This window comes from Pseudoalteromonas lipolytica (assembly GCF_003515105.1).
In the GTDB taxonomy this organism is placed as follows: Bacteria; Pseudomonadota; Gammaproteobacteria; order Enterobacterales; family Alteromonadaceae; genus Pseudoalteromonas; species Pseudoalteromonas lipolytica.
Genome location: NZ_CP032091.1, coordinates 626,751 through 653,026 on the forward strand (window position 1 = coordinate 626,751; position 26,276 = coordinate 653,026).

At 41.5% G+C, this 26,276-nt stretch carries 25 protein-coding genes; 11 read left to right on the forward strand and 14 right to left on the reverse strand.

What is annotated here, in order from left to right; translation table 11 throughout:
• Positions 1-39: 39 nt before the first annotated feature.
• Complete coding sequence (locus tag D0907_RS18980) at positions 40-1,866, reverse strand: tetratricopeptide repeat-containing diguanylate cyclase (protein ID WP_118845054.1); 1,827 nt, start codon at positions 1,864-1,866, stop codon at positions 40-42.
• A gap of 578 nt (positions 1,867-2,444) precedes the next feature.
• Here D0907_RS18980 and D0907_RS18985 point away from each other — a divergent pair.
• On the forward strand, positions 2,445-3,269 hold the full coding sequence (locus D0907_RS18985) for a MipA/OmpV family protein (RefSeq protein WP_118845056.1): 825 nt from the start codon (positions 2,445-2,447) through the stop codon (positions 3,267-3,269).
• A 252-nt stretch (positions 3,270-3,521) separates the two neighbouring features.
• Here D0907_RS18985 and D0907_RS18990 read toward each other — a convergent pair whose 3' ends face one another.
• The 3 genes from D0907_RS18990 to D0907_RS19000 all read right to left on the reverse strand — a co-directional run bounded on the left by D0907_RS18990 (position 3,522) and on the right by D0907_RS19000 (position 7,301).
• Complete coding sequence (locus D0907_RS18990; protein WP_118845058.1) at positions 3,522-5,060, reverse strand: EAL domain-containing protein; 1,539 nt, start codon at positions 5,058-5,060, stop codon at positions 3,522-3,524.
• A gap of 210 nt (positions 5,061-5,270) precedes the next feature.
• The gene (locus tag D0907_RS18995; RefSeq protein ID WP_118845060.1) at positions 5,271-6,302 is read right to left on the reverse strand and encodes a methionine synthase; all 1,032 of its coding nucleotides are present in this window, start codon (positions 6,300-6,302) and stop codon (positions 5,271-5,273) included.
• A 24-nt stretch (positions 6,303-6,326) separates the two neighbouring features.
• Complete coding sequence (locus D0907_RS19000; protein ID WP_074988510.1) at positions 6,327-7,301, reverse strand: DUF1852 domain-containing protein; 975 nt, start codon at positions 7,299-7,301, stop codon at positions 6,327-6,329.
• Positions 7,302-7,690: 389 nt separating this feature from the next.
• On the opposite strand from D0907_RS19000, the gene D0907_RS19005 reads away from it, so the two are divergent.
• The 6 genes from D0907_RS19005 (at position 7,691) to D0907_RS19030 (ending at position 12,565) form a co-directional block, all read left to right on the forward strand.
• Entirely contained in the window at positions 7,691-8,500 is an 810-nt protein-coding gene (locus tag D0907_RS19005) for a sulfite exporter TauE/SafE family protein (protein WP_036972438.1), read from the forward strand.
• Positions 8,501-8,718: 218 nt separating this feature from the next.
• Positions 8,719-8,946, forward strand: coding sequence for a hypothetical protein (locus D0907_RS19010; RefSeq protein ID WP_075593433.1), 228 nt, complete (start codon positions 8,719-8,721; stop codon positions 8,944-8,946).
• Between the two features lie 21 nt (positions 8,947-8,967).
• Positions 8,968-9,372, forward strand: a complete 405-nt coding sequence (locus D0907_RS19015) for a hypothetical protein (protein ID WP_036972435.1) — start codon at positions 8,968-8,970, stop codon at positions 9,370-9,372.
• Positions 9,373-9,716: 344 nt separating this feature from the next.
• The gene (locus D0907_RS19020) at positions 9,717-10,688 is read left to right on the forward strand and encodes a calcium/sodium antiporter (RefSeq protein ID WP_118845063.1); all 972 of its coding nucleotides are present in this window, start codon (positions 9,717-9,719) and stop codon (positions 10,686-10,688) included.
• A gap of 41 nt (positions 10,689-10,729) precedes the next feature.
• Positions 10,730-11,575, forward strand: coding sequence for a mechanosensitive ion channel family protein (locus D0907_RS19025; RefSeq protein ID WP_036972433.1), 846 nt, complete (start codon positions 10,730-10,732; stop codon positions 11,573-11,575).
• 189 nt (positions 11,576-11,764) lie between these two features.
• A complete protein-coding gene (locus D0907_RS19030) occupies positions 11,765-12,565 on the forward strand; it encodes an alpha/beta hydrolase (protein ID WP_118845065.1) in 801 nt (266 codons plus the stop codon).
• On the opposite strand, the gene D0907_RS19035 is transcribed toward D0907_RS19030, so the two are convergent.
• A complete protein-coding gene (locus D0907_RS19035; protein ID WP_118845067.1) occupies positions 12,562-12,897 on the reverse strand; it encodes a zinc ribbon domain-containing protein YjdM in 336 nt (111 codons plus the stop codon). The two genes, D0907_RS19030 and D0907_RS19035, sit on opposite strands and share 4 nt — an antisense overlap.
• A 99-nt stretch (positions 12,898-12,996) precedes the next feature.
• The gene (locus D0907_RS19040; protein ID WP_162898074.1) at positions 12,997-13,566 is read right to left on the reverse strand and encodes a Tll0287-like domain-containing protein; all 570 of its coding nucleotides are present in this window, start codon (positions 13,564-13,566) and stop codon (positions 12,997-12,999) included.
• Positions 13,567-13,793: 227 nt separating this feature from the next.
• Between D0907_RS19040 and D0907_RS19045 the strand changes: the two genes are divergently transcribed.
• Positions 13,794-14,258 carry a TlpA family protein disulfide reductase gene (locus D0907_RS19045; protein ID WP_036972428.1) on the forward strand — a complete coding sequence of 155 codons (465 nt, stop codon included), beginning with the start codon at positions 13,794-13,796 and terminating at the stop codon, positions 14,256-14,258.
• Here D0907_RS19045 and D0907_RS19050 read toward each other — a convergent pair.
• Positions 14,233-16,743 (reverse strand): bifunctional diguanylate cyclase/phosphodiesterase, encoded by a 2,511-nt coding sequence (locus D0907_RS19050; RefSeq protein WP_162898075.1) that lies wholly within the window; start codon positions 16,741-16,743, stop codon positions 14,233-14,235. The two genes, D0907_RS19045 and D0907_RS19050, sit on opposite strands and share 26 nt — an antisense overlap.
• 174 nt (positions 16,744-16,917) lie before the next feature.
• Between D0907_RS19050 and D0907_RS19055 the strand changes: the two genes are divergently transcribed.
• Together D0907_RS19055 and D0907_RS19060 are read left to right on the forward strand one after the other, a co-directional pair.
• A complete protein-coding gene (locus D0907_RS19055) occupies positions 16,918-17,505 on the forward strand; it encodes a DUF4202 domain-containing protein (RefSeq protein ID WP_036972426.1) in 588 nt (195 codons plus the stop codon).
• Positions 17,506-17,526: 21 nt separating this feature from the next.
• The gene (locus D0907_RS19060) at positions 17,527-18,042 is read left to right on the forward strand and encodes a TFIIB-type zinc ribbon-containing protein (RefSeq protein WP_118845074.1); all 516 of its coding nucleotides are present in this window, start codon (positions 17,527-17,529) and stop codon (positions 18,040-18,042) included.
• Between the two features lie 214 nt (positions 18,043-18,256).
• Here the strand turns inward: D0907_RS19060 and D0907_RS19070 are convergent, their stop codons facing one another.
• A complete protein-coding gene (locus D0907_RS19070) occupies positions 18,257-19,255 on the reverse strand; it encodes an NADP-dependent oxidoreductase (RefSeq protein ID WP_118845078.1) in 999 nt (332 codons plus the stop codon).
• 195 nt (positions 19,256-19,450) lie between these two features.
• Here D0907_RS19070 and D0907_RS19075 point away from each other — a divergent pair, with 195 nt between their 5' ends.
• Positions 19,451-19,876, forward strand: a complete 426-nt coding sequence (locus tag D0907_RS19075) for a MarR family winged helix-turn-helix transcriptional regulator (protein ID WP_036972421.1) — start codon at positions 19,451-19,453, stop codon at positions 19,874-19,876.
• Here D0907_RS19075 and D0907_RS19080 read toward each other — a convergent pair.
• The 6 genes from D0907_RS19080 to ispG form a co-directional block, all read right to left on the reverse strand.
• The gene (locus D0907_RS19080) at positions 19,873-20,253 is read right to left on the reverse strand and encodes a VOC family protein (protein ID WP_036972420.1); all 381 of its coding nucleotides are present in this window, start codon (positions 20,251-20,253) and stop codon (positions 19,873-19,875) included. The genes D0907_RS19075 and D0907_RS19080 overlap by 4 nt on opposite strands.
• A gap of 116 nt (positions 20,254-20,369) precedes the next feature.
• The gene (gene der / locus D0907_RS19085; RefSeq protein WP_036972413.1) at positions 20,370-21,839 is read right to left on the reverse strand and encodes a ribosome biogenesis GTPase Der; all 1,470 of its coding nucleotides are present in this window, start codon (positions 21,837-21,839) and stop codon (positions 20,370-20,372) included.
• Between the two features lie 75 nt (positions 21,840-21,914).
• Positions 21,915-23,093 carry an outer membrane protein assembly factor BamB gene (bamB, locus tag D0907_RS19090; protein WP_036972412.1) on the reverse strand — a complete coding sequence of 393 codons (1,179 nt, stop codon included), beginning with the start codon at positions 23,091-23,093 and terminating at the stop codon, positions 21,915-21,917.
• A gap of 9 nt (positions 23,094-23,102) precedes the next feature.
• A complete protein-coding gene (locus tag D0907_RS19095; RefSeq protein ID WP_036972411.1) occupies positions 23,103-23,723 on the reverse strand; it encodes a YfgM family protein in 621 nt (206 codons plus the stop codon).
• Between the two features lie 24 nt (positions 23,724-23,747).
• Positions 23,748-25,022 (reverse strand): histidine--tRNA ligase, encoded by a 1,275-nt coding sequence (gene hisS, locus D0907_RS19100; RefSeq protein WP_036972410.1) that lies wholly within the window; start codon positions 25,020-25,022, stop codon positions 23,748-23,750.
• A 132-nt stretch (positions 25,023-25,154) separates the two neighbouring features.
• Positions 25,155-26,273, reverse strand: coding sequence for a flavodoxin-dependent (E)-4-hydroxy-3-methylbut-2-enyl-diphosphate synthase (gene ispG / locus D0907_RS19105; protein WP_036972409.1), 1,119 nt, complete (start codon positions 26,271-26,273; stop codon positions 25,155-25,157).
• Positions 26,274-26,276 lie beyond the last annotated feature (3 nt).

Here is a 26,276-nt window from a genome sequence, read left to right on the forward strand (position 1 = left end):
ACGCAGTGGTTAGTTGTTACCAAGAATGTTTAACTATGGCTAAACCACAACACGATTCCGGCCATTTTCCTTAGCTTTGTATAAGTTTAAATCTACACGTTTTGCTGCTTGCTCTGCAGTCTCCTGTTGGGATATTTCAATAACACCAATACTTACGGTCGCATTAACCCTCAAAGAAGTATGTTGTTTTTCTGCTATTGAATGCCTGATACGCCATGCAATCTCTTTTGCATTGTTGAGAGTTTGATTTTCAAGAACAATTAAAAACTCTTCGCCACCTACTCTTCCGACCATATCCGAACAGCGCACAGTACTTACAATCGTGTTTACAACTGAAATGATAAGCTCATCGCCAATATCATGGCCGTACTGATCATTTACAGCTTTAAAATGGTCTATATCAATTGAAATCAGTGAACTTACTTGAGAGTTATGTTGATTTTTTTGCATAACCTTACGCTTCAGGTTAATGATAGCTCTTCGGTTCGCTATGCCTGTTAGCTCATCTTTTAAAGCAAGTATTTCATAGTACTTTTTCTGACGAACTTGTTTGAAGGTATAAATTGCAAATAGGAATAAGCATACGCTGGCAATAATGAGTGTTAATCGTTGCCAAAAGGCTTTATCTTCAGCCACTGTTAGTAACTCTTTTTGCAGAGCTGAAGCTTGTTCTAGACGAGTTATTTCACGCTTTTGTTGTTCAAAGTTAAAGTTTAGACGTGCAGATATAAGGGCGTTATTGGCTATGTCTTTTTGCTTTTGTTTTACTATCGTTATCAGTTGTTGCTGAGCATTTATGTGTAACGAGGAGTCATTTGTGGCTTCAGCAACTAATGAAGCAAAGTTTAAATACCTTTCTTTAAAACTGACCGGCCATGAGTTTTGCTCAGTTTGTAACATATTAAATAAAGTCAGAGCTGCGTTTAGATTATTACTTTTTAAGTTCCATTGGGCTTGTGTCATAGTTAGCAGTGTTTTGATCCAGCTATCATTTATCTTTAGTTTATCAACAGCGGTTAAATATGACTTTGCAGCATTGAGCTGGTCTAGTTCGGTGTAAAGCTCGGCTAGTTTTATCAATACGTAAGCATAACCGTTATCGCTTTCGTAAGACCTTACATCTTTTTTAATTGACTGATACAACTCTATAGCTTTGGGGAAATTTCCGCTTTTTTCATGAGCAAAAGCGAGTTGATCGATTACTTTGTAATGTTCTTGTTTATTAAACTTTGCTAATTCGGTTGCAGAGCGTTGCAGTTGTTCAATTGCAAGATCAAAGTTGTAAAGAGCGATATGAATATCTGCTATTTCTTTTAGGGCAAGAGCTTGTTCATAGCTATTTCCTGATTTTTCAAATAGCTGATAGGCTTTTTGTGCTGCATGGAATGCATCCTCATAGTTGCCTAGAGCTAAGTAAATACGGTTGAGTACAGTGTTAGCGGTTGCAATGGCGTTTAGCTCTTCAGGGTTTTGCGTGTTTGCAGAGTTTTGAGTTATAGGGGTTAAAAGTGTTGCTGCGAATTGGTAATTGCCTTGGTTGTACTCTTGGAAAGCTTCACAGGCTGTAAGGTCTTGTTTTAATGTTTCACTACTTGAGCTATGGATTATTGGCTTCGCATTATTTAAAAAGGCATTGTAATGGAGTAGCCCAATAGATGTAGTAACATCCGAAAACCAACACTTAAACGCCATTACTCGCGCATCATCAAGCCCATTTTTATATGGCATTCCTTGTTCTAATTTTTCTAAAATAGCTCTCGACTCAGATAAAGAGGTATAGCCATAAAGAACCTTATCTATTTCATTTTTTACTTCATTGGCGGCCAAGCTGGAAGAAAAAAGAACAAAGCATAAAACCCTTAACATTTAAACTGTTACTCCATCAGAAACTACTAATCCATTATTAGAATTTAGTTATTATTTTTAATTGAGGTTAACACAAAAGTTGTTCAATAATAACAATTACAAGAAGCTTAAAACTCACTAAAAAATGACAGGTTTTTATTTTTTAACTCATTTTAGGAAAGACTTGCTGAGTTCACATGTTTATTTGTAAAGAGCACAAACCCTTTGGTTTTATCAGCAGATTTGAAAATTCTTTATTGCAAGGCTTGAATTGCAGTATTACTGAGAGGGTGTCAGAGATGTGTTTCTTATAACTATTTTGGGTTTTTCTCAAAGAGAAAAAACAGCATTTTCATAACCTCCCTAAACTATTTATATATACCAACTAACTAACCTCTCTCAACGGGGTTATTTACTGATCTAGTTAAAAAATTCATTCGTATTTTTATGCGGATAGATGATCTTAAGAATGTAAGAGTCTCTATTGCTACACTTATACGATGCAATAGCATTCGCATACTGCCGTTGTTGGTCGATCTCTCTACAAGAATAGGATCTGCCATGCAGACCCCACAATAAATTTTGAGAGGATGAAATAGATGAAAAATTTTTTACCAATTTTTCTTTCTTGTATTTATGGGTTGGCAACCCCTTCAGTACTGGCTTTAGAGGATAGAGAAGCACTGGTTCCTTTACCTTCATTAGATGATTTCACTAAAGGGAAAGACGGCTGGAGCTTTGGGCTTGGTGCAGGCGTTGAATATGAAACGGCTTACGAAGGTTCAGACGAATTTGGGTTTGAATTACAGCCTGCGGGAGCGGTGCAATGGCGTAAGGGCGATAATATATTTTATTTTGCTGGAGAAGCATTTGGTTGGCGTGGTCTTCGAAACAATGATTGGTTGTTGGAGGCATCGGTAGGTTTTGATGAGGGGCGAGAAGAAAGCGATTCAGATGATGGCCGATTAGATGGGTTAGGTGATCAAGAAGAAGGGTTTGAACTGGTGTTTCAGGCTCGTCGTTCTTTCACACCTGATTGGCGTTACTGGCTAGTAAGCCGTGTTGTGGCGAGTGAAGATGGAAATTTAGGTTTGTTTGGGGTGGGCAGACGCTTTGGAACCCACACAGATGGGTCGGGTTCTGAAGTTAATATAGTGGCTGTTTTTCATGATAGTGACTATGCCAACAAAGGGTTTGGTATAGACGAAATGCAATCTGCGGCATCAGGCTTAGAAACGACCTCTTTGAGTGGGGGATTACGCTCGTTTGGCGTGGATTACAGTTACCGACATAATATGAATGATAATTGGCAGATTTACGCGGAAGCTCTTTTTGAGTACTTCAGCAGTGATGTAAGGAAAAGCCCCATCGCGCGTAGTAATTATGAAAGTGAAATAGGCGTCGGTTTCATTTATATTTTCTAACTTTAATGCTCTTTGACAGCCTGCTCAAAGCGTTGGGCAGGCTTAAATTACCTTGGCTAAATTACGGTATTTTATATTTTTGCTACTTTATAAGCTCTATTGATTTTGAAGTGTCTGCAGCATTTTCAACCTTAATGCCTAAATGTCGTGTTGCTATGAGGGGTTAGAACATTGAGTAAGTTATTGAATATTGTTATTACGTTTATTCTATGGTCAATGTAATGTGTTTTGTTCTTCCTATTGGTGTTAATTTTAATTGTCTACAGGTTTTAGCGCGGGTATCTCGTTAGCGAGTAAATCGCTGATAGGCACTAACACTATGTGGTAAACACATTGTTCAGACGTATTTTGATCCGGCACCATTAAAGCACGAATGTAGAGTACGTCTTGGCAATCACTCTTTTGGTTTTTTACAAATGTTTGCACCAAATGCCCACCTCGGCAGGCTGATTTTATATTTTGAAAATCATCAGGGGCAATTATTTCGCTAATTTGGTCTGTTTGAATATCAATCTCAATATGGGCGTGTTTATTGATGCGTGTTAGCGCTCCTTGCTCATTAACAATGATAAAAGGGGCAGGGAACTGGTTTGTTGAATCGAAGTGCTTTTTATGGGGGAGGCGCGAATGAAACCCTTCAAACGCATGTACCATCATAACGTAGTTACCTTCTTGTGAAACGCGGGGGATTTGAATACAAAATACTTTTTTGTGCCGACCATTTGGGTAAAAATCCCATTCAGAACTTATTTCGGCTTCTCCTGAAACAAAGCGTCGATAATAGCTTTTTAGGCGTGTTTTTACTGAGTAACTCATTAAGTTGAATGTTTTTGCTTGTAAGTTTTTGAGGCTCTCTACTCCCCAAAATTTAACCCCAGAACGATTTGCCCAAATGACTTTATTGGTGTTGAAATCCCATAGCCAAGAAGGATGTGGGCGAAGCTCTAGTAAACGAAGCTCTTTTTCACTGAGTAACAATGTAGCGTTATCACATTTTGCGCTGTATTGACTGTGAGTATAATTAGTAATCCACTCTTTAAGAGCGTGCTCTTCAACCCCTTTGTCAAATAAAAAGCCCTGACCAATTTTGGCACCTGCTTCAATAAGAATGCCTCGTGCCATGCAGGTTTCTATGCCTTCGATTACACAACGCAGCTCTAAATCACTGCACAGCTGAAGAATAGCGTTCATGCCTGCCATGCTTGCTTTGTCATTAATAAGCTGCGAGGTTAAGGAGTAGTCAATTTTTACTTCGCTAAACACATTTAACCGAATCGTTTCGAGTGTCGAAAAGCCCGTCCAAAAATCATCAATGGCAAGTTGAATACCCAATTGACTGAGTTGTCTTAGGTTTGCCACGCTTTGGTTGCTGAAAATACCTGCGGTTTCGGTGACTTCGAGTACAATCGAATCTGCATTTATCTGGTATTGATTGATTAAATGACCGATTTGTTTGGCGAAGCCTTCAATGGTGAGGTCATTAGCTGACATATTTAATGAATAGTGAATAGCCGTTTTCGTATTATCAATGGGCTGAATGGTCTGCAGCATTCGCTCAAACAGTGTGAGTGTTAATAAATAACATTGTTCATTTATTTCAAGTAGATCAATAAAATGAAATGGTGCGATGACACCATATTTAGGATGATTCCAGCGTGCCAGAAATTCAAAACCGACCAGTTCGTATGTGTCGAGGTTGACTTGTGGCTGTGCGACTAAAAAGAACTCGTTGTTTTTGATGGCCATCAAAATATCGTCAATTTTAAAGCGCGGTATATTCGACAGCATCATGGTTCCTTATTTTTTATTGGGTTGTGTTTATTGCCGTTACAGTATTGGTGAACGTAGTTATGTTAGCCAGTCGGAAAGGGTGATTAAACATTCAGAAATTGCTTAAAATTAAGGAATTACGATTTTTTGAATAGCGTGAAGTAAAAAAGCAGGTGTCGTTTAGCACGCTATCTGCTTGTTTATCTGTAATGTCGTTGTTTTTCGTGAGGATTAATTAGCTAGCAGCTCTTTTCGTACAAGCTCAGCCCCTGCGCTGAGGGCTTTTAATTTGTCATTTGCGATATCTCGGGGTAATGGGGCCATGCCGCAGTTGGTGCAAGGGTAGAGCTTATCGGCATCAACATATTTGAGTGCTTCACGCAGTGTTGCGGCAACCTCTTCTGGGGTTTCTATTTCATTGCGTGCGACATCAATGGCGCCTACCATCACTTTTTTCCCACGGATCAGCTCAAGTAACTCAATTGGTACACGCGAGTTATGACATTCGAGCGAAATTATATCGATATTCGATTTTTGTAGCTTAGGAAATATTTCCTCGTATTGGCGCCACTCGTTGCCCAATGTTTGTTTCCAATCGGTATTGGCTTTAATGCCGTAACCGTAACAAATATGAACGGCGGTTTCGCATTGCAGCCCTTCGATTGCTCTTTCAAGGCAGGCAATACCCCAGTCGTTAACGTCGTCAAAAAACACATTAAAAGCGGGCTCATCAAATTGAATTATATCGACACCTGCAGCTTCAAGCTCTTTGGCCTCTTGATTAAGAATTTTAGCAAATTCCCAGGCGAGCTTTTCGCGGCTGTGATAATGGTCATCGTACAGGGTGTCGATCATGGTCATCGGACCCGGCAACGCCCATTTGATTGGCTGCTTGGTTTGTGCGCGCAAAAATTTGGCATCGTCAACAAACACCGGTTTGGTACGTGATACAGGCCCAACAACACACGGCACACTGGCATCGTAACGGTCACGTATTTTAACGGTTTTACGGTTTTCGAAATCAACCCCTGTTAAGTGTTCAATAAAGGTGGTGACAAAGTGCTGGCGGGTTTGTTCGCCATCACTCACAATATCAACACCTGCTAACTGTTGTTCATGTAACGAAACACGCAGAGCATCATGCTTGCCATCGCTAAGTTCACTTCCTTGTAATTTCCAGGGTGACCAAAGTGTTTGTGGCTGTGCCAACCAAGACGGTTTTGGTAAGCTGCCAGCGGTTGAAGTAGGTAATAATTTTTTCATAATAATCGCTTAGTTATCTTGTTATTAGGCCAGATTGCTAGACCATTGCTCAAGCACTGTTTTATAGGGCTTTATAAAGTATTGTTCGGCAAATTTGCCTTGTGCAACAGCTAACTGACTGCGCTCTTCACGGTCATAAATAATCTGTGTTAATGAATGATCTTGGTTCTTTAAGTTTGGTTTATAACGGCTCCCTGCGACTGCATTGGCGTTATAAATTTCTGGCCTGTAGATCTTTTGAAAGGTCTCCATGGTGCTAATGGTGCTGATAAGCTCAAGGTTAGTGTAATCGTTAAGCAAATCACCAAAAAAATAGAATGCCAGAGGAGCCACACTGTTAGGAGGCATAAAGTAACGCACTTGTAAGCCCATTTTTTTGAAGTATTGTTCGGTTAATGATGTTTCATTTGGCTGATACTCTACCCCTAAAATTGGATGCTGGTTTTCAGTGCGGTGATAGGTTTTGTTGTCTGACACGCTTAAGCAAATAACCGGTGGTTTTTTAAAGTGGCTTTTGTAAGTATCAGAGCTTACAAAGTGTTGAAACAACTTGCCGTGTAAGTCGCCAAAGTTATCGGGGATGCTAAATTGGCTTTTACTTTTATTATGATCAAGCAGCAACACACTAAAGTCATAGTCGCGAACATAAGATGAGAAGTTGTTACCCACAATGCCTTCGATTCGTTCATCGGTGTGGTGATCAATAATATTCGTTTTTAACACTTCAATAGAGGGAAAAACGTCGCCACTGTTCGCAATATCGATATCAACAGAAATAATTTCCAGTTCAACAGAGTAGCGAGTGCCTTGTGGGTTATCCCAATTTGCTAAGGCATTAAAACGATTATTAATCATTTTTAAAGCATTGCGTAGGTTCTGTTTACGGCTTTCGCCTCTTGCTAAGTTTGCAAAGTTGGTAGTGATACGCGTGCTGTTTGATGGATGGTAGTTTTCATCCAAGCAAATGCGCTTAATAGTAAATGTAAAATCATTTTTCATGGCTGTAGGTATCCAATGTTTAATCCGAAAACGTAACTGCTGTTTAATTATTTATCGCTGTGTTAGTCATAACAGGCTACTCAATTAGCTGTAGTAACCTTTGCAGCGTTAATAAATTTATACGTGCTCTGGAGCATGAAGAAAAACGTTTTTATTTCAGGTAAAACATGAATGCGATTCATACATTCAAGGGACGCACTCTTGTGGTGTGTATTTAATATGGGTGCAAAGTACTTAAACATACTTTGAAAGTCTAGATGGCTAAATGAGTGAGGCTATGATGTGGTTTTTTCATGTGAAACGTGAGTAATATTCAATACTTAACGCCGCAACTATTGTTCCTTTAATTGATATACTCGAAATCTAAACAAATAACAGAGATAAAGGGAATGAGTGAATTAATCGTGTTGGTGCTTTACTGCGCTTTACTTGGCAGTGGCGTTGGGTTTTTAGCCGGTTTATTAGGGATTGGTGGCGGTTTAGTGATTGTGCCAATACTTAGCATTATATTACTGCACTTTAATGTCTTACCCGCAGAGCAGGTCGTGGTGGTGGCTATTGCAACCTCATTGGCATCCATACTTTTTACTTCAACGTCGTCAGCAATCGCGCATCATAAAAATGGCAATGTGCCATGGGAAATTGCGCCTTGGGTGATGGTTGGTGTGGCACTTGGTGCGCTCATCAGTGGGTTTATTGCGGCGTTATTACCAGAAAATGTGGTGAGGTTAGTATTCGCTATTTGCGTTGTGCTCATTGCGCTTAAAATGATTTTTGGGGGCAGGGGAGATACATCCACTGCGCGTCAATTACCTAATAAAGGCCTGCTTACATTTTTAACCACAATCACCGGTGGCTTATCGGCCATGATAGGTATTGGGGGCGGTGCGGTGCTTGTGCCATTATTAACGTTTTTTTCAGTCGATATGAAAAAAGCCATTGGTTGTGCATCGGCTTGTGGCATTGTTATTGCGCTCTTTGGTTCGGTAGGTTACATCAGTGCGGGTAGTCAGTACTTTGCATTGCAAGACGGTTTTGCAGGGTTTGTTTATTTACCGGCTCTGTTGGGTATTGTTTGTACGTCATGGTTTACTGCGCCTTGGGGGGCCCTAGCAACGCAGACATGGCCAGTGTCATTGATCAAAAAAATATTTGCTACTTTGCTCATTATAATGGCCGTTAATATGCTGACTCGCTAGCATATTTTTAATGCTTGAATGTAAGGCACCTGTTGGGCAGCTATGTCTTGCATTCAAGTTTTTTGGGCTAGCGTAATCTAGCAATTTGCATTTTATCGTGGGATGCTATGTCTACGTTTAACACCTGAATTTTATGTGCGTTCGCAATTTCCTACTAAACTTGCAAGGGCAGAATTCATAGAGCGCGCAGCGATGCAGGGAAATGAAAAAGCACGTATATGTTTGTCGATGAGCAAGTGGGCGTAAACAGTGCGGCTAAAGCTTATGCGATTAATCGTTTGCTTATGGAAATGACGCAAAATAATGATTTATATAATCGCTATGCTTGGTTTGAGCAAAAGCACTCCCCACGCTTGTCACAGAATGAGCTGGCTGATGCTAATACCTTGTTTGAGCAGTGGTTAGCAGAGATAAATAAAAATGGCTCTCTTTATCCGAGTGAGTGAGTTTTAAGGAGGAAATTTACGATGATAAAACCAGATTACGCAAATTATACATTGGCAGAACTGATTGATTGCCAACATCATATAGACGCACACGCATGGCCTGAACGTGTTAAAGAAATCGATCACTATCTTGGTCTGTATGCTGCAAAATCGCCTGAACATGAACGGGAATACAAGCAGGCAGTCTTTAACGCATTTTGCGATACCTTACGTCGCGATCTTGCGATAAACATCGATGATAACATTTTGTGGTTTTTAAGGTTTTTTTCTAAGCGTGCAAAAGCGCTAACTCCGAGTACATTTGCTGATGAAGTGTGTCCACTTTGCCATGCAAGTCTTCATGCTCGAACTTGGGCTGGTGGTTGGGAATTGCACTGTAAAGCATGTGATGTGGCGGGTATTGTCGTCGAACGTTACTCTGTTTAAGAAGTCGAATCGTGGTAAAAAAAACAAGTAAAAAAGGTGTAGATTTTACTTTGTACTTGTGACTTTTGGTTATATAGTCTACGCCTAACCTTAGGGGAGTAGTCGCTTAGTTACTAAGATGAACGTCAACAGTCTCCGAACATTCGTTCGTGGCGTTCATGTCCGTAGTATGGATTGACAAGACTTAAGGCATCTACTGTGTTCCGGGCGGGCATAGTGCATGCCTTATTGTATTCCGCCCTAAGGAGCCTGCTCGTGTTTATTACTTTTCTAGCGTGTGGTCTGGGTGACTACGCAATATTCAAGTCGGTCATTTTGTTACCACTGATGCGCCGGGAGTTCATATGATTACTTTTGTCCTCGCTATTTTATGCGGTTTTGCATTGCTGATTTGGAGTGCCGATCGATTTGTTGATGGTGCCGCTGTCAGTGCTAAATATGCGGGTATGCCAACTCTTTTAATTGGTATGGTCGTTGTTGGCTTTGGCACGTCTGCGCCAGAAATGTTGGTGTCAGCTATGGCGGCGGCAGACGGCAGCCCCGAGCTTGCCTTAGGGAATGCCGTTGGGTCAAATATCGTAAATATAGGGCTGATATTGGGCCTTACAGCTATTATCTCGCCGATTGTTGTTCATTCAACGATTGTTAAAAAAGAGCTGCCACTATTACTGCTTGTTAGTATTTTGCTTGCTGTGTTGATATGGGACAACAGCCTAACGCGTTTTGATGCCATTGTATTATTACTTGGGTTTCTAGCCTTTATTGGCTGGAGTATTTTTGCTGCGCTAAAAAGCAAAAACGATACCTTACAAAACGATGTTGAGCAGGAACTGAGTGCCCAACCTATGTCGCTTAAGGCGGCTATTACTTGGTTAGTCATCGGGCTTATTGTACTCATTGCCAGCTCTCGTTTACTTGTGTGGGGGGCGGTAAATATTGCTGAACTTATGGGAATAAGCGATTTAATTATTGGCTTAACTATTGTGGCACTGGGTACGTCGTTACCTGAACTTGCCGCCTCAGTTGTCGCAGCGCGAAAAGGTGAACACGATATTGCCATTGGTAACGTGATTGGCTCTAACATGTTTAATATTTTAGCGGTGACAGGCATTGCTGGTGTTATTGCGCCTGCCGTTAATCTTTCAAGTGATTTATTAATGCGTGATTGGTTAGCGATGTTCTCTTTAACGCTATGTTTATTAGTGTTTGCTTATGGTTATCGCAGGACTGGCAGAATAAACAGAGTTGAAGGAGTTGGGCTACTGCTTGTGTACTGTGCCTATAATGCGTGGTTACTGTTTTCAGTAAGCAATTAAGTTAACGAATTGAAATATAAATATATTATACAGGACATAGTATGAAACAAACGGTTAGCGATTTTTGGCTTAATCACTCACAGACTATTATTGCGCTGGGCTACAAATTGGTGCTGGCGATTGTAATTTTGATTGCTAGTGCGCTTATCGCCAAGTCTGTGAAAAAGGCGATTAAAAACTCTCATTCAAAACTGAATAAAGTAGACGACACACTCTTGCCTATTTTGTCATCGGTTGCAGGCTATACGGTATATGTGATTGGCGGTGTGTTTATTTTAGATATTTTTGGCGTAAATACCGCAAGTTTGATTGCGTTAGTGGGGGCCGCAGGCCTCGCGATTGGTTTAGCGCTTAAAGATACTTTAAGTAATATTGCTGCTGGCATGATGTTACTTATTTTAAGGCCGTTTAAAGTGGGTGACTTTGTTGAAATAGGTTCAATGCAAGGAACAGTTTCTGAAGTTAATTTGTTCACCACTATTTTTCAAACCATCGATGGCTTATATATCGCATCACCGAACGGGATTGTGTGGGGCAATAATATTAAAAACTTTACTCGAAATGGTAAACGCCGCATGGATATTGTTGTGGGTATTTCGTATGCCGATTCGATTGATGAAGGGTTCGATGTTTTAAAACGTATTGCTGCCAGCGAACCTCGCTTACTTTTAGAGCCTGCACCACACGTTATGGTATCGGCTATGGCCGAAAGTGCAGTTAATATACAGCTTAGAGCGTGGGCTAAAAATGACGATTATTGGCAAACGTATTGGGATTTAAATAAGCGCGTTAAAGAGTCTATCGAAGACGCAGGCTTAACGATTCCATTTCCGCAGCGTACCTTACACATACCCGAACGGCTTGTTACTAAAAGCGAGCCTGTGTGAAATAAAAGCCACAATTGTGGCTTTTATTGTTTAACCACCGTGGGTGGTAACAATGCATTATGGTAAAGATAAACAAACGCTCACTCAGGACCCAATTGCCAATGATGTTTTACAATTTAAAAACGACAAACATCGACATCAGCACACATAAGCTGTCATTTCGATGGGTTAATAAATGGTATGAACGGCATGAATACACAGTTTAAAAATAAACCACCCGTTGTCCTTATTCATGGTATGTGGAGCACCGCAGTGGCTATGCAAGACGTGGCGGCAGTATTTACGCAACAGGGTTTTGAAGTTCATGCATTAACGTTGCCGATGCATTTTGACAAATCAAGTTATACAACGGCAGATAAACAGACATTAGCGAAGCTGCGCTTACAAGATTATGTTGCGTTTATTATGGCAGAAATAGCCAAGCTTGATAGGCCTGCCATTATTGTTGGTCATTCGATGGGTGGGTTACTGGCTCAATTGGTCGCTGCAAGGACGCATGTTGCCAAGCTTATTTTACTTTCATCAGCGGCACCGGGGGGGATCAATGCATGGAGTTGGTCTGTTTTTCGCACATTTGGACGTAATTTATTTTTATTTCCGCTATGGCGGCGGGTAACACACATCACGCTTGCGCAGATTCGTTATGGTATTGCGAATACGCAACCTGAGCCGGTTCAGCAGCTAATATATCAGCATGCGACTTATGAGTCGGGGCGGGCTACATTTCAAATGGGGGTAAGTGGCTTTTTTCCAACGGGTTATTCACGCGTTAATAGTGCATCAATTCGCTGCCCAATACTTATCATTGCGGGCAATAAAGACAGGGTGACCCCCATCAAAGCACAGCGAGCAATGGCAAAAAAATATGCCCGAAATAAGGCTCAGTTTATTGAGCTTGAAGGTGTTTGTCACTGGACTGTGGGCGGCGAGCATGTTGAAGTTGTCCGCAGCGCCATGTTGTCATGGCTGGCTGAGGACGCGCAAGCTTAAGCTTTCTTTACAAATTTTGCGGTGACCATCATTTCGCCGATACCGTCTACTTTACAGTCGAGCTCGTGGTCTTTTTTATCGAGCACTCGGCGAATAACAGCTTTGGTGCCAATTTTAATGACTTGTGAGCTGCCTTTGATTTTTAAATCTTTAGCAACTGTCACTTTATCGCCATCTACCAATAAAGTGCCGTTGGCATCTTTTACTGTGATCACGTCATCGCTATTTAGAGCTGTTGGATTCCATTCATGCCCACATTCAGGGCATATGAGGTTATTTTGATCTGGGTATACGTATTCCGATTGACACTTTGGGCAAGGAGGGGTCGACATAAACTACACCTAGGTTAATTTTATTTGCGCTTATATTAATGGCTAATGGTGCACTATGCGAGCCTAAGTTACTTACAAATACACCATCATGGCATTGTATTAGGGGGTTTCCAGTGTTTTGCTCACAGAAAAAATGCCTCTTAAATCGCCTAGTTTATACCCAGTTGCTAAGTCGTTAGGGTAATGATTATTGAGCGCTTGTTTTACCTCTGGTGATATTTTTTCACCGTGACAGGCTAAACACATCGGGGCAACTTTTATGGCTTTGGCAAAGCGAAACTGACCATCGCGGGTAGTTGAAAATGTGACATTCTCGATGCTTTCGCTGTTTCGTAGCATGTCCAGAAGTTCGGCTATTTTCTCGGCCTCCCAACCATCAGGTTTATTGTTAGGGTTTCGGTTTTTGCTGCTTTTACGAGCGACTTTCCAGCCATTGATTGACAAACTTTCAGCGATAGCGGGCGCCTTCATTTGGCACACATCAATCCCTGCAACAAGCCCACCTTGCTGTATTGCCTCACTAAGTTCAGATTTGAGTGTGTTTGCAAATAATGCAATGCGCTCAACGGCTTCGCTCTCCAAACTCGCGATATTAGGCGGTGTTGTTTGTGCATAGCTCATTGAGCTGAAAAGTACTAAAAGACCGCTGACTCTTTTTGCTGTGACCATGGTGATTCTCATTATATTAGTTATAACTAATATAATAGGGTAGATTTTAAGATTTTGCGAATAGCGTGTGTTCATAGGCCGAATTGAAAGTAGGGATGTTGATTTAACCCTATTCATCGTAGAGGTTTATTTAAGAACGTTTTATGTTGTTTTGAACGCACCTAAAACTGGTGTAAATAAGCGCAATTGGTTATTGTGGGACTTTAATAGCGTAGAGAATAATAATTATGAAATATGTATTGAGTGCCTTTGTGGTGCTTTTGTCAACGACGCTGTTTGCCGCTGAAGCGCCCTATGCTGGCGATATAACGGTTGCAGACTTACTTAAAAACTACGCTGAATTTAGCGAAGAATATGAAGACTATTCGCCAAGCGAAAATGACCTAAACACAATAAAAGCACTGCAAGGCAAGCAAGCTTTAGTTTTTTTAGGCACGTGGTGCCATGATTCAAAACGCGAAGTACCGCGCTTTTTAAAATTGCTTGATATGGCTAAAGTGCAACTTGGTTCATTGCGTTTAGTTGCGGTTGGCTACGACAAGCTCGACCCTAACGGCCTCGCAAAGAAGCATGACTTACGTTACACCCCTACCATCATTATCAGTGATGATGGCACAGAACTTACCCGAATGATTGAAAAGCCTCAGCAAAGTATTGCCCGCGATCTTACGGGGCAGGATCAAATTCAATAAACTTTTCGATTGGTAATGGCATTGAAATTAAATACCCTTGAATGTAATCAATGCCTTTATCACTGACCAGTTGCCATTGTTCTGAGCTTTCGACCCCCTCGGCAGTGATGGTTAAGTTTAAATGATGCGCCAAGTCACTCATGGTTTGTAAAAAAAGACCGTCACGCGGGTTTTCGACGCAATTACAAATAAACGCGCGGTCTATTTTCACGTTATCAAGGGGGAATTGCTGTATGGACGCAAGCGATGAATAACCCGTTCCAAAGTCATCAAGCGATAAATCAAAGCCCGCTGTTTTTAGTTTGTGCATTAAGCTAATGGCATATTGTGTGTTTTGAAAAAGAGCAGACTCAGTGATCTCAAGGTTTATTTCTTGATCTGCCGGGAACAAGGTCATTTTTTCTTGGCTTAAACGTTTTACGAGATGCGCATCTGAAAACTGTTTACGAGACAGGTTTATCGACATTCTTATATGAATGTTATTTTCCACTAATCGGTGACAGTCTTCAGCGACTTTGGCAATGATCCACCGCGATAATAAGTTGATCAACGCAGACTGCTCTGCAATGGCGATAAATTCGTTTGGTGACACATAGCCCCTAACAGGATGCTGCCACCTAACTAATGCCTCGCATGCAACCAACGCCCCTGTTTTGGTATTAAGAATGGGTTGGTAAACCATACTCAATTGCTTACCGGTAGAGAGGGCGTGACGCAAATCACTTTCTAAGTCGCTCTTTGCTATCAGCTTATCTTTTAGAGACTGGCTGTAAATAGTGAATGTTTTTTCTAAGCTATGGCACTCATTCATTGCAATAAGTGCCGTATTAATTTGCTCTCTTGCATCGAGACTTTGTAAATGAGGATAACCCACACCAATATAAAAATGATAAAAGTGGGCCGTGCCTGCGGTTTCAATTAAACCAGCAACTTGGTGTTGAAGTTTATCAACAAAGGTTGCAAGCTTTTCATCAAAAATAGCTTCTTTTAACAGCAGTAGAAAACACCCGGGTTTAATATGGGCGCAAAATGCGTGGTAGTGCTCTGCAAACTCTATTAAACGATTGGCAATGATTATTTGTAATTCGTTTATGAAATTATGACCATAGATATCTTCGAGTTGTCGAAAGCCTTTTATTTCAACGCATAACAAGGTAAGTCCTGAGTTATATTGATTTTGAGGACATAAGCTGGTGATGTATTTTTCAGTGTAATGGCGATTAGCCAGTCCGGTCATTGGATCAAAATTAGCCTGCCGATAGAGTTCATGTTGCTGGTGTTTTTCGTCACTGACGTCTTCGACAGTCCCCACTAAAGTGTTGGTTTTAAAGTTCCACTCTGCAAGTTCGTGAAACCAGCGCTTTTCGCCATTAATTTTTATGGTGTACTCAAGCTCTATAGGCGTATTTGGGCGTGAATTGATAAAATTTAAAAAGGCATTTTTATAAAAACTGTCGATGCTGTTACAGATAGCGTTGATCGTTTGTTCTGCCGAATCTGAGTTAAAAAGCACTTTGGCTTGGGCTGATAAATGACGCGTTCCCGTATCGGGTGATAAGTGCCAGCTCCCCACACCACTCAATGATTGTGCTTGTTTGAGTGCTAACGCTTGTTCTGAAAGTTCGACTGTTTGCTTTTGTACTAATTCTTCTAAATTATGCTCGTGCTCGCGAAGACGCGCCGTGATAAAAAACAAATAACAGCTGATAGATGACAACAGCAGTGAGAACAGCAGTAAAACAGCAATTTCGGTGTGACTACGCAATATAAATTGGTCTTTAATGCCGATTACCCATTGCTGATTTTTTATCATGATCGGCTGAGTTAGCCATTCACTTTCATCAAACGTCTGATTAGCGAGTAAAGGCCGGTAATTGGTGTCTTGTTTTTGCCAGACTTCAAAACGATGAGATGCAGAGGCAAGTTTAGGTTTAATATTGCTTATAAATTCAGGAAAGCGCAGCACAGCAATACTAAAGCCCCAAAGGGTGTCTTGTTTAAAAATAGGTAGGCGTGCGACTAACCCTTGTCCACCTTGTGAGAGCTCTTTAGGCCCATCAAGTTGCATTTGTTTGGTTTGTATCGTTTTTTGCAAAGAATCTTGAATGGTTTTGTTTTTGAATAAGTCTGCATTGATGACACTTTCATGGCTTAGTAATGGATAGCTGTAGGCAATAATTCCGTTTGGCGCCAACTGGATCGTTTGGCTGCCATCGCTGTGATTTAGGATTTGTTTGGCGAGTGTTTCGAACTGCTCTTGTGTGTATGAATAGTCACGCATTGCTGCGCGCACTAAATAAGGGCCTTGAAGGGCATTGAGAATGGCCTTTTCAACATCGCTACTGTAACTATTCAGAATCGTTTTTTGTTCCAGCTCATGCATTTCTTGCCTATCAAAATACACCTTGAATGCAATCGTTGAAAATAAGCCGAAACTAATGATAAAGGAAAGTAACGATTGAGAGATTTTATTTTTCTTCAGCAAGGGCATCCCTAAACTCTTAGGCAATTAAAGTATGAAATTACTTACTGAAAAATACTAGTTTAGGGTTGCTTTATTGTCTAGCAAAGCTCAATAATTACTCATCAATTTCAACAAAATAGCAAAATGTAACAGACCAGATTACAATAACTTGCAAATACTTAAGAAAGAACTCCTATGTACCAAGCTGTAATAAAAGCAATAGATAATGCAAATAATGCTGATCCAAATAGTGTGAAGTTCGAGGGGCAGTCATATGCAAAAGAATTCCTTTATGCGATGCGTATGACAGACATGCTAACGCGTTTTAAACCTGACGCTGATGAGTTAATGCACATTGCTGCACGAGGTCAGCATATTGAACGTTGGCGCTCACCTCGCAGTGATTTCCCTTTAGGTAAGCAGGGTTATTATCAGTGGCGAGGCGCGTTATACGATTTTCATGCTGAGCGAGTGACTGCGCTAATGAAAACTGCGGGCTATTCAATAGCTGATTGTGAGCGTGTGTATGCTGCGGTTGCTAAAAAGAACATTAAACATAACCCTGACAGCCAGCTGATAGAAGATATTGCAAGTTTGGTATTTATTGAGCATTACATGCTTGATTTTGCAATGAGTAAACCTGATTACGACGAGGCGAAATGGCTGGGGATCATTCGTAAAACATGGCAAAAAATGTCGAGTGAAGCACATGAGTTTGTTTTAGCTGGGCAAATCGCATTGCCAGAACCATTAAAACCGCTTATTTTAAAAGCGCTTAACTAATATTAAAAACAAGGATGTGTTATGGATTGTCCACGCACAAATACACCCCTTAATGAGGTGAGTATTGGCGATACTAAGGTGTATTTTTCATCAACGGGTGGCGTGTTTTTTGATAATCGGCAAATATTTCACTTCAGCGATCCCAATTTAAAAACAGCACAGGTGTTGGTCGCACACTTACAAACATTACCGACAGAATGCATTGATCTTACCAAGCGGATTAATTGCCCTAAGTGCCCTGATATCGTGATGATGCGGCGTTTTTTTACCCCGCTTAAAGTAGTTGAGTTAGATGAGTGCCCCAACTGTGCCGCGATTTGGCTTGATAATGGTGAACTTGAAAAAATTCATGAAAATCACCTAACCCCAAAAGAACGTGAACTATTACGTCTCGATATGGCAAACAACCATGGCTTTATTCAAGTTAAGATCCCAAAAAGGCGTTATTCTGTTGATGCTGAAAAACCAGAATCTAAGACAAGCTCATCATTAGAAAAACTGGCACAGCTGGCATACTTATCGCTTTTGAATGGCTGATAACCTATATAAAGCCCCTGAGGCTGAGCTAACTCGCAAAGCTATGTACCTCTCGAAACCTCGAGATTTAGCTATTTGTGACGTACTGTTTTCTTTTCAAGGGCGTTTAAATCGTAAACAGTTCTGGTTTCGACGATGGTATTTTTTAAATTTGTTCACTTTTAAAAAGCCTGTGTCAGCGAAGACACAGGCTGTTTATTACACGTTTAGCGTGTTATAGCTTAACCAGCATTTTGCCCTTATTCTTACCTTCGAATAAACCAAGAAAAGCATTTACGGCATTTTCTATGCCTTCGTATACTGTTTCTTCAGACTTAACTTTACCTTCACTGAGCCATGCGCCCATTTGCTCGATAAATTCAGGGAATTGGTCAAAATAATCAATAACAATAAAGCCCTGTACGGTTAACTTTTTAGAGTTAATGAAGAATAAGTTATTTGGCCCAGGTTGCGCCGTGTCGTTGTTGTAACCTGAGATCATGCCACAAACAGGAATGCGGCCGTAATCGTTCATCACATTTAATGCTGCTTCAAGGTGGTCGCCACCGACATTTTCAAAGTAAACATCAATCCCTTGTGGAGCGGCTTGCTGAAGTGCTTGAGTAAGGTTTTCAACGGTTTTGTAGTTGATTACAGCATCAACCCCTAAGTCTTTTACCATGCGAGCTTTTTCATCTGACCCCACCGAGGCGATAACTTTACAGCCTTTTAGCTTAGCAATTTGGCACACAACACTGCCGACTGCGCCAGATGCAGCAGACACAAACACAGTGTCTGTTTCTTTTAGAGTGATAACTTTTGTAAGGCCTGCCCATGCAGTTAAACCTGTCATACCCATGGTGCTTAAAAATAATTGATCAGGCAGTGGTACATCAGGTAATAAGGTTAAGTCGCTGCCATCGCTAATGTGTGCAGTGCGCCAGCCACTAAGGTGAGTTACTTTACTGCCAACAGGAAATTGGTTGTTACGTGATTCAATTACTTCGCCAATGGCACCGCCATCCATAACGTCGTTTAATTTAAAGGGTTCGATGTAAGATTCACGATCTATCATACGTGGGCGCATGTAAGGGTCGACTGACATCCAGGTGTTTTTAATTAAGACTTCGCCATCTTGTAGTTCAGGCAATGTTATTTCTACTTGCTTGAAGTTATTGTGGGTCGGCATGCCTGTAGGGCGTGATACTAAATGAATCTGTTGACTTGTAGCCATAAAAACCTCGTATTTTTTAATCTAGCAATGCTAGTGAAATAACAAACTAATATCCACGCAAAACATTTGCGCGCAAACTATTTGCGATCAATTTAATGATCTTTTAGGCAAATGGCAAGTGTTATTCGAAAATAATTTGCGCGCAAAGTAAATTAACGTAATAATAGCCGCAGTAATTATCTTTAAGGCACTGCAATGACTCAAAACTTATCAGACAATGTGTGTTTTACGCTTTACAGTGCGACTAATGCGCTAATAAGAGCGTTTCGCCCTTTACTCGAAGCGTATGACTTAACCTATCCGCAATACATCGTGATGCATTCTTTGTGGTACAGAAATCAAGTAAGCTTAAAAGAGCTTTCTTTTGATACGCATTTAGACTCAGGCACACTGACCCCTATTGTGAAACGGTTAGAAGCAAAAGGCTTGTTAACTCGCCAAGTCTCTAGTGAAGATGAACGCAAAAAAGTGATCTCGTTAACAGAGCAGGGCATACAGCTTAAAACAGACGCGGAAGAATTAACGGCTAAGTTAATGGCACGCTCTAATATGAGCTTAGATCGCCTTGAGGAACTTCGCGTGCTGACACTAGAGCTGCATACCGAGCTGACAAAAAGTTAAATCTCAATGAGGCACACCAATGTACCTTCAATGGCCCTTACATAGGCATAATGTTGGGCGTCTTTTTTTGTCGGTGGGCATAAAGGTTCAGCACCTGCAAGTACGGCTTTATCGTAGCTTTGTGCTAGGTTTTCACAACTAAATCTTAATTCAAATCCCAATGCGGGTTGCTTCGGGTGTGCGCGAATGTAGCCTTGCTTAAAATAAGATTGCGCGTGTGGGTGAGTGGCAAACGCTAATTTCACCGTGCCCGTTACGAGCTCACCGTATTCTGCATCGTCACTTATATGATTGGTATTAAAACCAAATGCTTGATAATAAAAGTCGAGTACTTCTTCTACGTTATCGACGTAAATAACCTGACTTATAAACTCCATTCATTGTGCTCTTGTTTTTATTCGTCCTATAAATAAAGCACAGTTTTTGCTGTTTTGCAGGGATAAAAAAACCTTGTAGGCAATGCGTACAAGGTTTTTTCATGACCGAATAAAGTTTATGACTTATTGCGGTTTTCTTTCGCAAATGCACGTATTTTACGTTTTTGCGATAAGGTCACTTTATTGGTGCGGCCTGCGTATGGGTTATCACCTTCTCTAAATTCAATTTTGATAGGTGTGCCCATGATATTCAATGCTTTACGATAGTAGTTCATTAGGTAGCGTTTATAGCTATCAGGTAAGTCATGAACTTGGTTACCGTGAATAACGATACGTGGTGGGTTATAACCACCGGCATGCGCATATTTAAGCTTAACACGACGGCCACGAACGAGAGGTGGCTGATGATCCGCTTGAGCCATGTCCATGATACGACGTAGCATTGCAGTACTAATACGCTTAGTCGCAGACTCATATGCTTCATCAACTGATTCAAATAAGTGACCCACACCGGTGCCGTGTAACGCAGAGATAAAGTGTAAACGTGCAAAGTCAATAAAGCCTAAACGACGGTCAAGCTCAGATTTGATTCGCTCTTTAACGTAATCGTCTAAGCCGTCCCATTTGTTTACGGCTACAACGAGCGAACGACCTGCATTTAAGGCAAACCCTAATAAGCTTAAGTCTTGATCTGAAATGCCTTCGCGAGCATCAACAACCAGTAATACAACGTTTGCATCTTCAATAGCTTGCAGCGTTTTGATAACAGAAAATTTCTCAACAACGTCGCTTACTTTTTTACGCTTACGAACACCAGCGGTATCAATAAGGATGTACTCTTTGTCATTACGCGTCATCGGAATGTAGATAGAGTCGCGTGTAGTACCTGGCATATCGTAAACGATAACGCGTTCTTCACCTAAAATACGGTTAGTCAGCGTAGACTTACCCACATTTGGGCGACCAATGATTGCGAGTTTTACAGGTTTATCTGCAAATGCTTGTTGGTTCTCTTCGCTGTCGTCGTCTTCACTGTAAAGATCAATTAATTCGTCATCACTTTCTTCAACGTCATCGTTTTGTGCAGCCATTTCAGCGATAACTGGTTGAAGTGTTGTTTCAAGTAACTGCGTAATACCACGACCGTGAGCCGCGGCAATGTGGTGAATATCACCCAAGCTTAATTGAAAAAACTCTGCACAGTATGAGTCAGCATCAATACCATCTACTTTGTTTGCGACAACAAAGCATTTCTTTTGCTGTTTACGTAGGTGATTAGCAATTGCTTGGTCTGCGGCTGTCATGCCTGCGCGCGCATCAACTAAAAATAATACGATATCGGCTTCTTCAATCGCGAGTAACGATTGCTCGGCCATTTCAGTTTCGATACCTTGCTCAGAGCCGTCAATACCGCCCGTGTCTACCACGATAAATTCATAGCCATCATAGTCAGCTTGGCCATATTTTCTATCTCGTGTTAAGCCTGGAAAATCGGCAACGAGGGCGTCACGAGTACGTGTTAAACGGTTAAATAATGTGGATTTGCCCACATTGGGTCGCCCAACAAGAGCGATCACGGGAAGCATAAACTACCTCTTTAAAAAACAACAAAAGGCTTCGCCAAGCGAAGCCTTAGAAAAATAACGTTTACTATTAGTAAGTTAGTCTGGAATTTTAACCGCGCTAACTTCACCATCTCGGGTGTATAAAATTAACTTGTCACCGGCAACAACAGGCTCAATAAAGAAACCTGAGCTGTCAAAGTCTTCACGCGATACAAGCTCGCCCGACTCTTTATCTAACCAGTGTAGGTTACCTTCTTGGTCACCCAATGCTAAATATTTTCCAGCAACTGTTGGGCCTGTTAAGTACCAGCCACGTAGAGCAGGTTGGCTCCAACGTTCAATACCAGACACTTTATCTAAGCCGTATACCACACCGTTGCTGTCAACAATATAGATATATTGGCTGTCCATCGATAAATCACGGTAGCTGCTGTACTCACGTTTCCATACAACATTACCAGAACGAATATCGACGGCTGCTAAGTTACCATTATAGGCGATAGCATAAGCATATGGGCCGCTAATTAAAGCTTGTGTATCGACATCAACTAAACGCTCAAACTCAGAAGCCCCTTTTGGTGACGCAATTTCAGCGCTCCAAGCAGAGTAACCGTTTTCTGAAATTAATACGTTGAGCTTGCCTGTTTCAAGGCCTATTAATACCCCACCATTCGCAACCGTTGGTGAGCTTTGGCCACGCAGTGTTAGTGGCGGTACTTCTTGCTCATAACGCCAGCGTTCTTCACCTGTGTCAGGGTGAATGGCCAGTAATTTACCAGAACCCAAATTAACGAATATTAGGCCATCGCCCGCAGCTGGTTTTGAAAGTACTTCGCCCGGCACTGTTTTGCGCCAAATAATTTCACCCGTTTCGCGGTCAAGAGCAGTTAAGTAGCCGTGCTCAGAGCCAACGAATATTTTACCATAAGCTTGTAAAATACCGCCTGATAATTTAGCGCTCTCAGATGTTTCCCAAGGCCAAAAAGCGGGGTTTTCACGTACATCGGTATGCCAAAGAGTATCGCCATTTTCAAGCGATAAGGCTTCTACTTCACCTTCACGGTTGGCAACATACACAACGTCGTTATATACCGCTGGAGTGAGGCGAGAAAAATAGTGCTGAACACCATCACCAATCGACTCTTGCCAAACAACCTTTGTTTCAAACTGATTAACAATTTCTGGTAATACTAATTCATCTTCGTCATCACTTGATGAACACCCCGTTAGGGTCGCAATACACAGAGCAAGTGTTGCCGCTGTTAACTTCTTCATCTTAACCCCTTATGCCGCTGGGCTAGTTTGTGCTAAGTCATCAAGTTTAATTTGTAATAACGGGTTATTTTCAAGGCCACCTTTATCAGCCGCAGCTTGATATTGGCTGCGCGCTTGGTCTTTGTCACCTTGTGCAGCAAACACATCGCCTTTTAATTCCGCAACCGTTGCAGCAAATGATTCTGGTAACGTTGAGTTTAATGTTGCTAATGCTTGCTCATACTGCTTTTGTGCAAGATGAACACGAGCAAGACGCGTTGCAGCTGTGGCTTTTAACTCGGTGTTTTTCTCGTGCGTGATAATCCAATTAAGTTTTTCACTTGCCGCATCAAGATCATTTTTTTCTACAGCTTCTTTAGCTGCAACGAAAGCAACTAAGGTACTGTAGCTTGATTCATTATTATCTTTGATAAACGTTTCTGCTTTGTCTAGCACGGCACCGCTATCAACAAGTTGAGTGAATGAGTCTGATGCATTTTCAGCACTGGTGATTTGGTGTTGATTATATGCTTTCCAGCCATACAAACCACCTAGGCCTGCGATAATACCCACTGCCAGTGCGACACCGTTTTCACGAAAAAAGCGTTTAATCGCTTCTGCTTGTTGTTCTTCTGTTGAATAAATTTCCATGCTTACCTCTGTTGCTAACTGAACTTAAATAAGTTCAGCTAGTAGCGTTTTCGCTTCTTCTAGTTTTAAGGTGACTTGTTCTTTACGCTCACGTAAATATTTTACAGTCACAACGCCTTGTTCTAATTCATCTTCGCCGATAATGAGCGCAACTAATGCATCGCTTTTATCAGCGCGTTTTAATTGCTTTTTAAAATTGCCGCCGCCAGCGTGAACCATCACTCGAAGACCCGCCACATCTTTGCGAAGTTGAGCTGCGATGATAGGCGCTTGAATACTGGCTTTGTCGCCCATGGCTGCCAAATATACATCAGCACTGCGACGAATGTCACCTACACATTCTAATGCTTGTAGTAGCAGAACTAAACGTTCAAGACCCATTGCAAAACCAACGGCTGGGGTTGCTTTACCACCTAGTTGCTCAACTAGGCCGTCGTAGCGACCACCGGCACATACGGTTCCTTGTGCGCCCAGACTATCTGTCACCCACTCAAAAACTGTGCGGTTGTAATAGTCAAGGCCACGTACAAGCTTTTCGTTTACCGTGTATTCGACGCCAGCTGCGTCTAAACGTTCACATAAATTTTCAAAATGTTCTTTTGATTCAGCATCTAAATGCTCAGACAGTTTTGGTGCATCAGTTAAGATTGCTTGTACATCTGGATTTTTACTGTCTAAAACACGTAATGGGTTAGAATACATGCGACGTTTTGAGTCTTCATCTAGCACATCAACATGTTGCTCTAAGTAGGCAACAAGGGCATCGCGATAGTCAGCGCGTGCTTCATTAGAGCCTAATGAGTTAAGCTCTAGACGAACGTGTTCGCTAATACCAAATTCTTTCCATAATTGGGCTGTAAGCAAAATAACTTCTGCATCAATATCGGCAGTGGCAATGCCGAATGTTTCTAAACCAAATTGGTGGAATTGGCGATAACGGCCTTTTTGTGGACGTTCATGGCGGAACATCGGTCCCATGTACCATAAACGTTGCTCTTGATTGTACAGTAAGCCATTTTGGTTACCTGCACGTACACACACCGCGGTTCCTTCAGGGCGAAGTGTTAGGTTATCGCCATTACGGTCAGCAAATGTGTACATTTCTTTTTCAACGATATCAGTAACTTCACCAATAGAGCGTTTAAAAAGATCGGTTGACTCAACAATTGGAAAACGAATTTCTTGATAACCAAACGATGAAACGGTATCACGTAAGATATTTTCTACTTTCTGCCAAATCTGCGTGTCGCCTGGCAGACAATCGTTCATACCACGAACTGCCTGAATTTGTTTTGCCACTGATAAATCCTAAATACTGTACTTGCGTAAATAATCATTACGCATCAAGAAAACTAAAAATTGACCCGCTATTATAACGTCTGAGCGGTAAAGGTAAACGGCAAACCGGTGGGTTTGCCGACTATATTCGTATTATTCAACTATTTTGATGTCGATTGGCGTTTCTTTCTCTTTTTTAGCGATAAAGTCGCGCACATAGCCTTCGAGCTGGTCAACAATGTTGTCGTTATCGATACGTGCTTTTTGACGCTCGCCATTAATGTAAAGGCCTGAACGACGGTTTGCACCCGCAAGGCCAATATCACTCACGAGGGCTTCACCCGGACCATTAACCACACACCCAATGACAGACACTGACATGGGTTCAACAACGTCTTCAAGGCGTTCTTCGAGTTGGTTCATCGTGCTAACAACATCAAACTCTTGACGCGAACAGCTTGGACACGCAATAAAGTTGATACCACGCGAGCGAATACGCAACGATTTTAAGATATCGAAGCCAACTTTGATCTCTTGCACTGGATCAGCCGCAAGTGACACACGTAATGTGTCGCCAATACCTTCGGCAAGCAGCATACCTAAACCCACCGCTGACTTGACTGAGCCAGAACGCATACCGCCAGCTTCCGTAATACCTAAATGCAGAGGCTGATCAATTTCTTTAGCAAGGAGTCGGTACGCACCGACTGCTAAGAATACGTCTGATGCTTTAACCGAGACTTTAAATTGATCAAAGTCTAAACGTTGCAAAATCTCAACATGGCGCATTGCTGATTCTAGTAATGCTTCGGGCGTTGGCTCGCCGTATTTCTCTTGTAAATCGCGCTCTAATGAGCCGCCATTTACACCAATACGAATGGGAATATTGTGCTCGCGTGCAGAGTCTACCACTGCACGAATACGTTCTTCACTGCCAATATTACCAGGGTTTATACGTAAACAATCTGCGCCATACTGCGCTACTTTTAGTGCAATGCGGTAGTCAAAGTGAATATCAGTCACCAGTGGAATAGTGACCTGTTCTTTTATGCTTTTAAATGCTTCAGCCGCTTCCATGGTAGGCACTGAAACACGAACGATATCGGCTCCAGCGTCTTGAATGGCTTGAATTTGTGCAACCGTTGCATCGACATCTAATGTGTTGGTGTTAGTCATCGACTGAACAGCAATCGGTGCACCATCACCAATGGGGACATTGCCTACGTTAATGCGTGTCGATTTTCTGCGTTTAATAGGAGATTCTGAAAACATTGC

What these genes read in the sequence shown, in the direction of transcription:
- D0907_RS18980 (WP_118845054.1), bottom strand. Translation starts at nt 1,866, where the DNA reads ATGTTAAGGGTTTTATGCTTTGTTCTTTTTTCTTCCAGCTTGGCCGCC.
- D0907_RS18985 (WP_118845056.1), top strand. Translation starts at nt 2,445, where the DNA reads ATGAAAAATTTTTTACCAATTTTTCTTTCTTGTATTTATGGGTTGGCA.
- D0907_RS18990 (WP_118845058.1), bottom strand. Translation starts at nt 5,060, where the DNA reads ATGATGCTGTCGAATATACCGCGCTTTAAAATTGACGATATTTTGATG.
- D0907_RS18995 (WP_118845060.1), bottom strand. Translation starts at nt 6,302, where the DNA reads ATGAAAAAATTATTACCTACTTCAACCGCTGGCAGCTTACCAAAACCG.
- D0907_RS19000 (WP_074988510.1), bottom strand. Translation starts at nt 7,301, where the DNA reads ATGAAAAATGATTTTACATTTACTATTAAGCGCATTTGCTTGGATGAA.
- D0907_RS19005 (WP_036972438.1), top strand. Translation starts at nt 7,691, where the DNA reads ATGAGTGAATTAATCGTGTTGGTGCTTTACTGCGCTTTACTTGGCAGT.
- D0907_RS19010 (WP_075593433.1), top strand. Translation starts at nt 8,719, where the DNA reads ATGTTTGTCGATGAGCAAGTGGGCGTAAACAGTGCGGCTAAAGCTTAT.
- D0907_RS19015 (WP_036972435.1), top strand. Translation starts at nt 8,968, where the DNA reads ATGATAAAACCAGATTACGCAAATTATACATTGGCAGAACTGATTGAT.
- D0907_RS19020 (WP_118845063.1), top strand. Translation starts at nt 9,717, where the DNA reads ATGATTACTTTTGTCCTCGCTATTTTATGCGGTTTTGCATTGCTGATT.
- D0907_RS19025 (WP_036972433.1), top strand. Translation starts at nt 10,730, where the DNA reads ATGAAACAAACGGTTAGCGATTTTTGGCTTAATCACTCACAGACTATT.
- D0907_RS19030 (WP_118845065.1), top strand. Translation starts at nt 11,765, where the DNA reads ATGAATACACAGTTTAAAAATAAACCACCCGTTGTCCTTATTCATGGT.
- D0907_RS19035 (WP_118845067.1), bottom strand. Translation starts at nt 12,897, where the DNA reads ATGTCGACCCCTCCTTGCCCAAAGTGTCAATCGGAATACGTATACCCA.
- D0907_RS19040 (WP_162898074.1), bottom strand. Translation starts at nt 13,566, where the DNA reads ATGGTCACAGCAAAAAGAGTCAGCGGTCTTTTAGTACTTTTCAGCTCA.
- D0907_RS19045 (WP_036972428.1), top strand. Translation starts at nt 13,794, where the DNA reads ATGAAATATGTATTGAGTGCCTTTGTGGTGCTTTTGTCAACGACGCTG.
- D0907_RS19055 (WP_036972426.1), top strand. Translation starts at nt 16,918, where the DNA reads ATGTACCAAGCTGTAATAAAAGCAATAGATAATGCAAATAATGCTGAT.
- D0907_RS19060 (WP_118845074.1), top strand. Translation starts at nt 17,527, where the DNA reads ATGGATTGTCCACGCACAAATACACCCCTTAATGAGGTGAGTATTGGC.
- D0907_RS19070 (WP_118845078.1), bottom strand. Translation starts at nt 19,255, where the DNA reads ATGGCTACAAGTCAACAGATTCATTTAGTATCACGCCCTACAGGCATG.
- D0907_RS19075 (WP_036972421.1), top strand. Translation starts at nt 19,451, where the DNA reads ATGACTCAAAACTTATCAGACAATGTGTGTTTTACGCTTTACAGTGCG.
- D0907_RS19080 (WP_036972420.1), bottom strand. Translation starts at nt 20,253, where the DNA reads ATGGAGTTTATAAGTCAGGTTATTTACGTCGATAACGTAGAAGAAGTA.
- der (WP_036972413.1), bottom strand. Translation starts at nt 21,839, where the DNA reads ATGCTTCCCGTGATCGCTCTTGTTGGGCGACCCAATGTGGGCAAATCC.
- bamB (WP_036972412.1), bottom strand. Translation starts at nt 23,093, where the DNA reads ATGAAGAAGTTAACAGCGGCAACACTTGCTCTGTGTATTGCGACCCTA.
- D0907_RS19095 (WP_036972411.1), bottom strand. Translation starts at nt 23,723, where the DNA reads ATGGAAATTTATTCAACAGAAGAACAACAAGCAGAAGCGATTAAACGC.
- ispG (WP_036972409.1), bottom strand. Translation starts at nt 26,273, where the DNA reads ATGTTTTCAGAATCTCCTATTAAACGCAGAAAATCGACACGCATTAAC.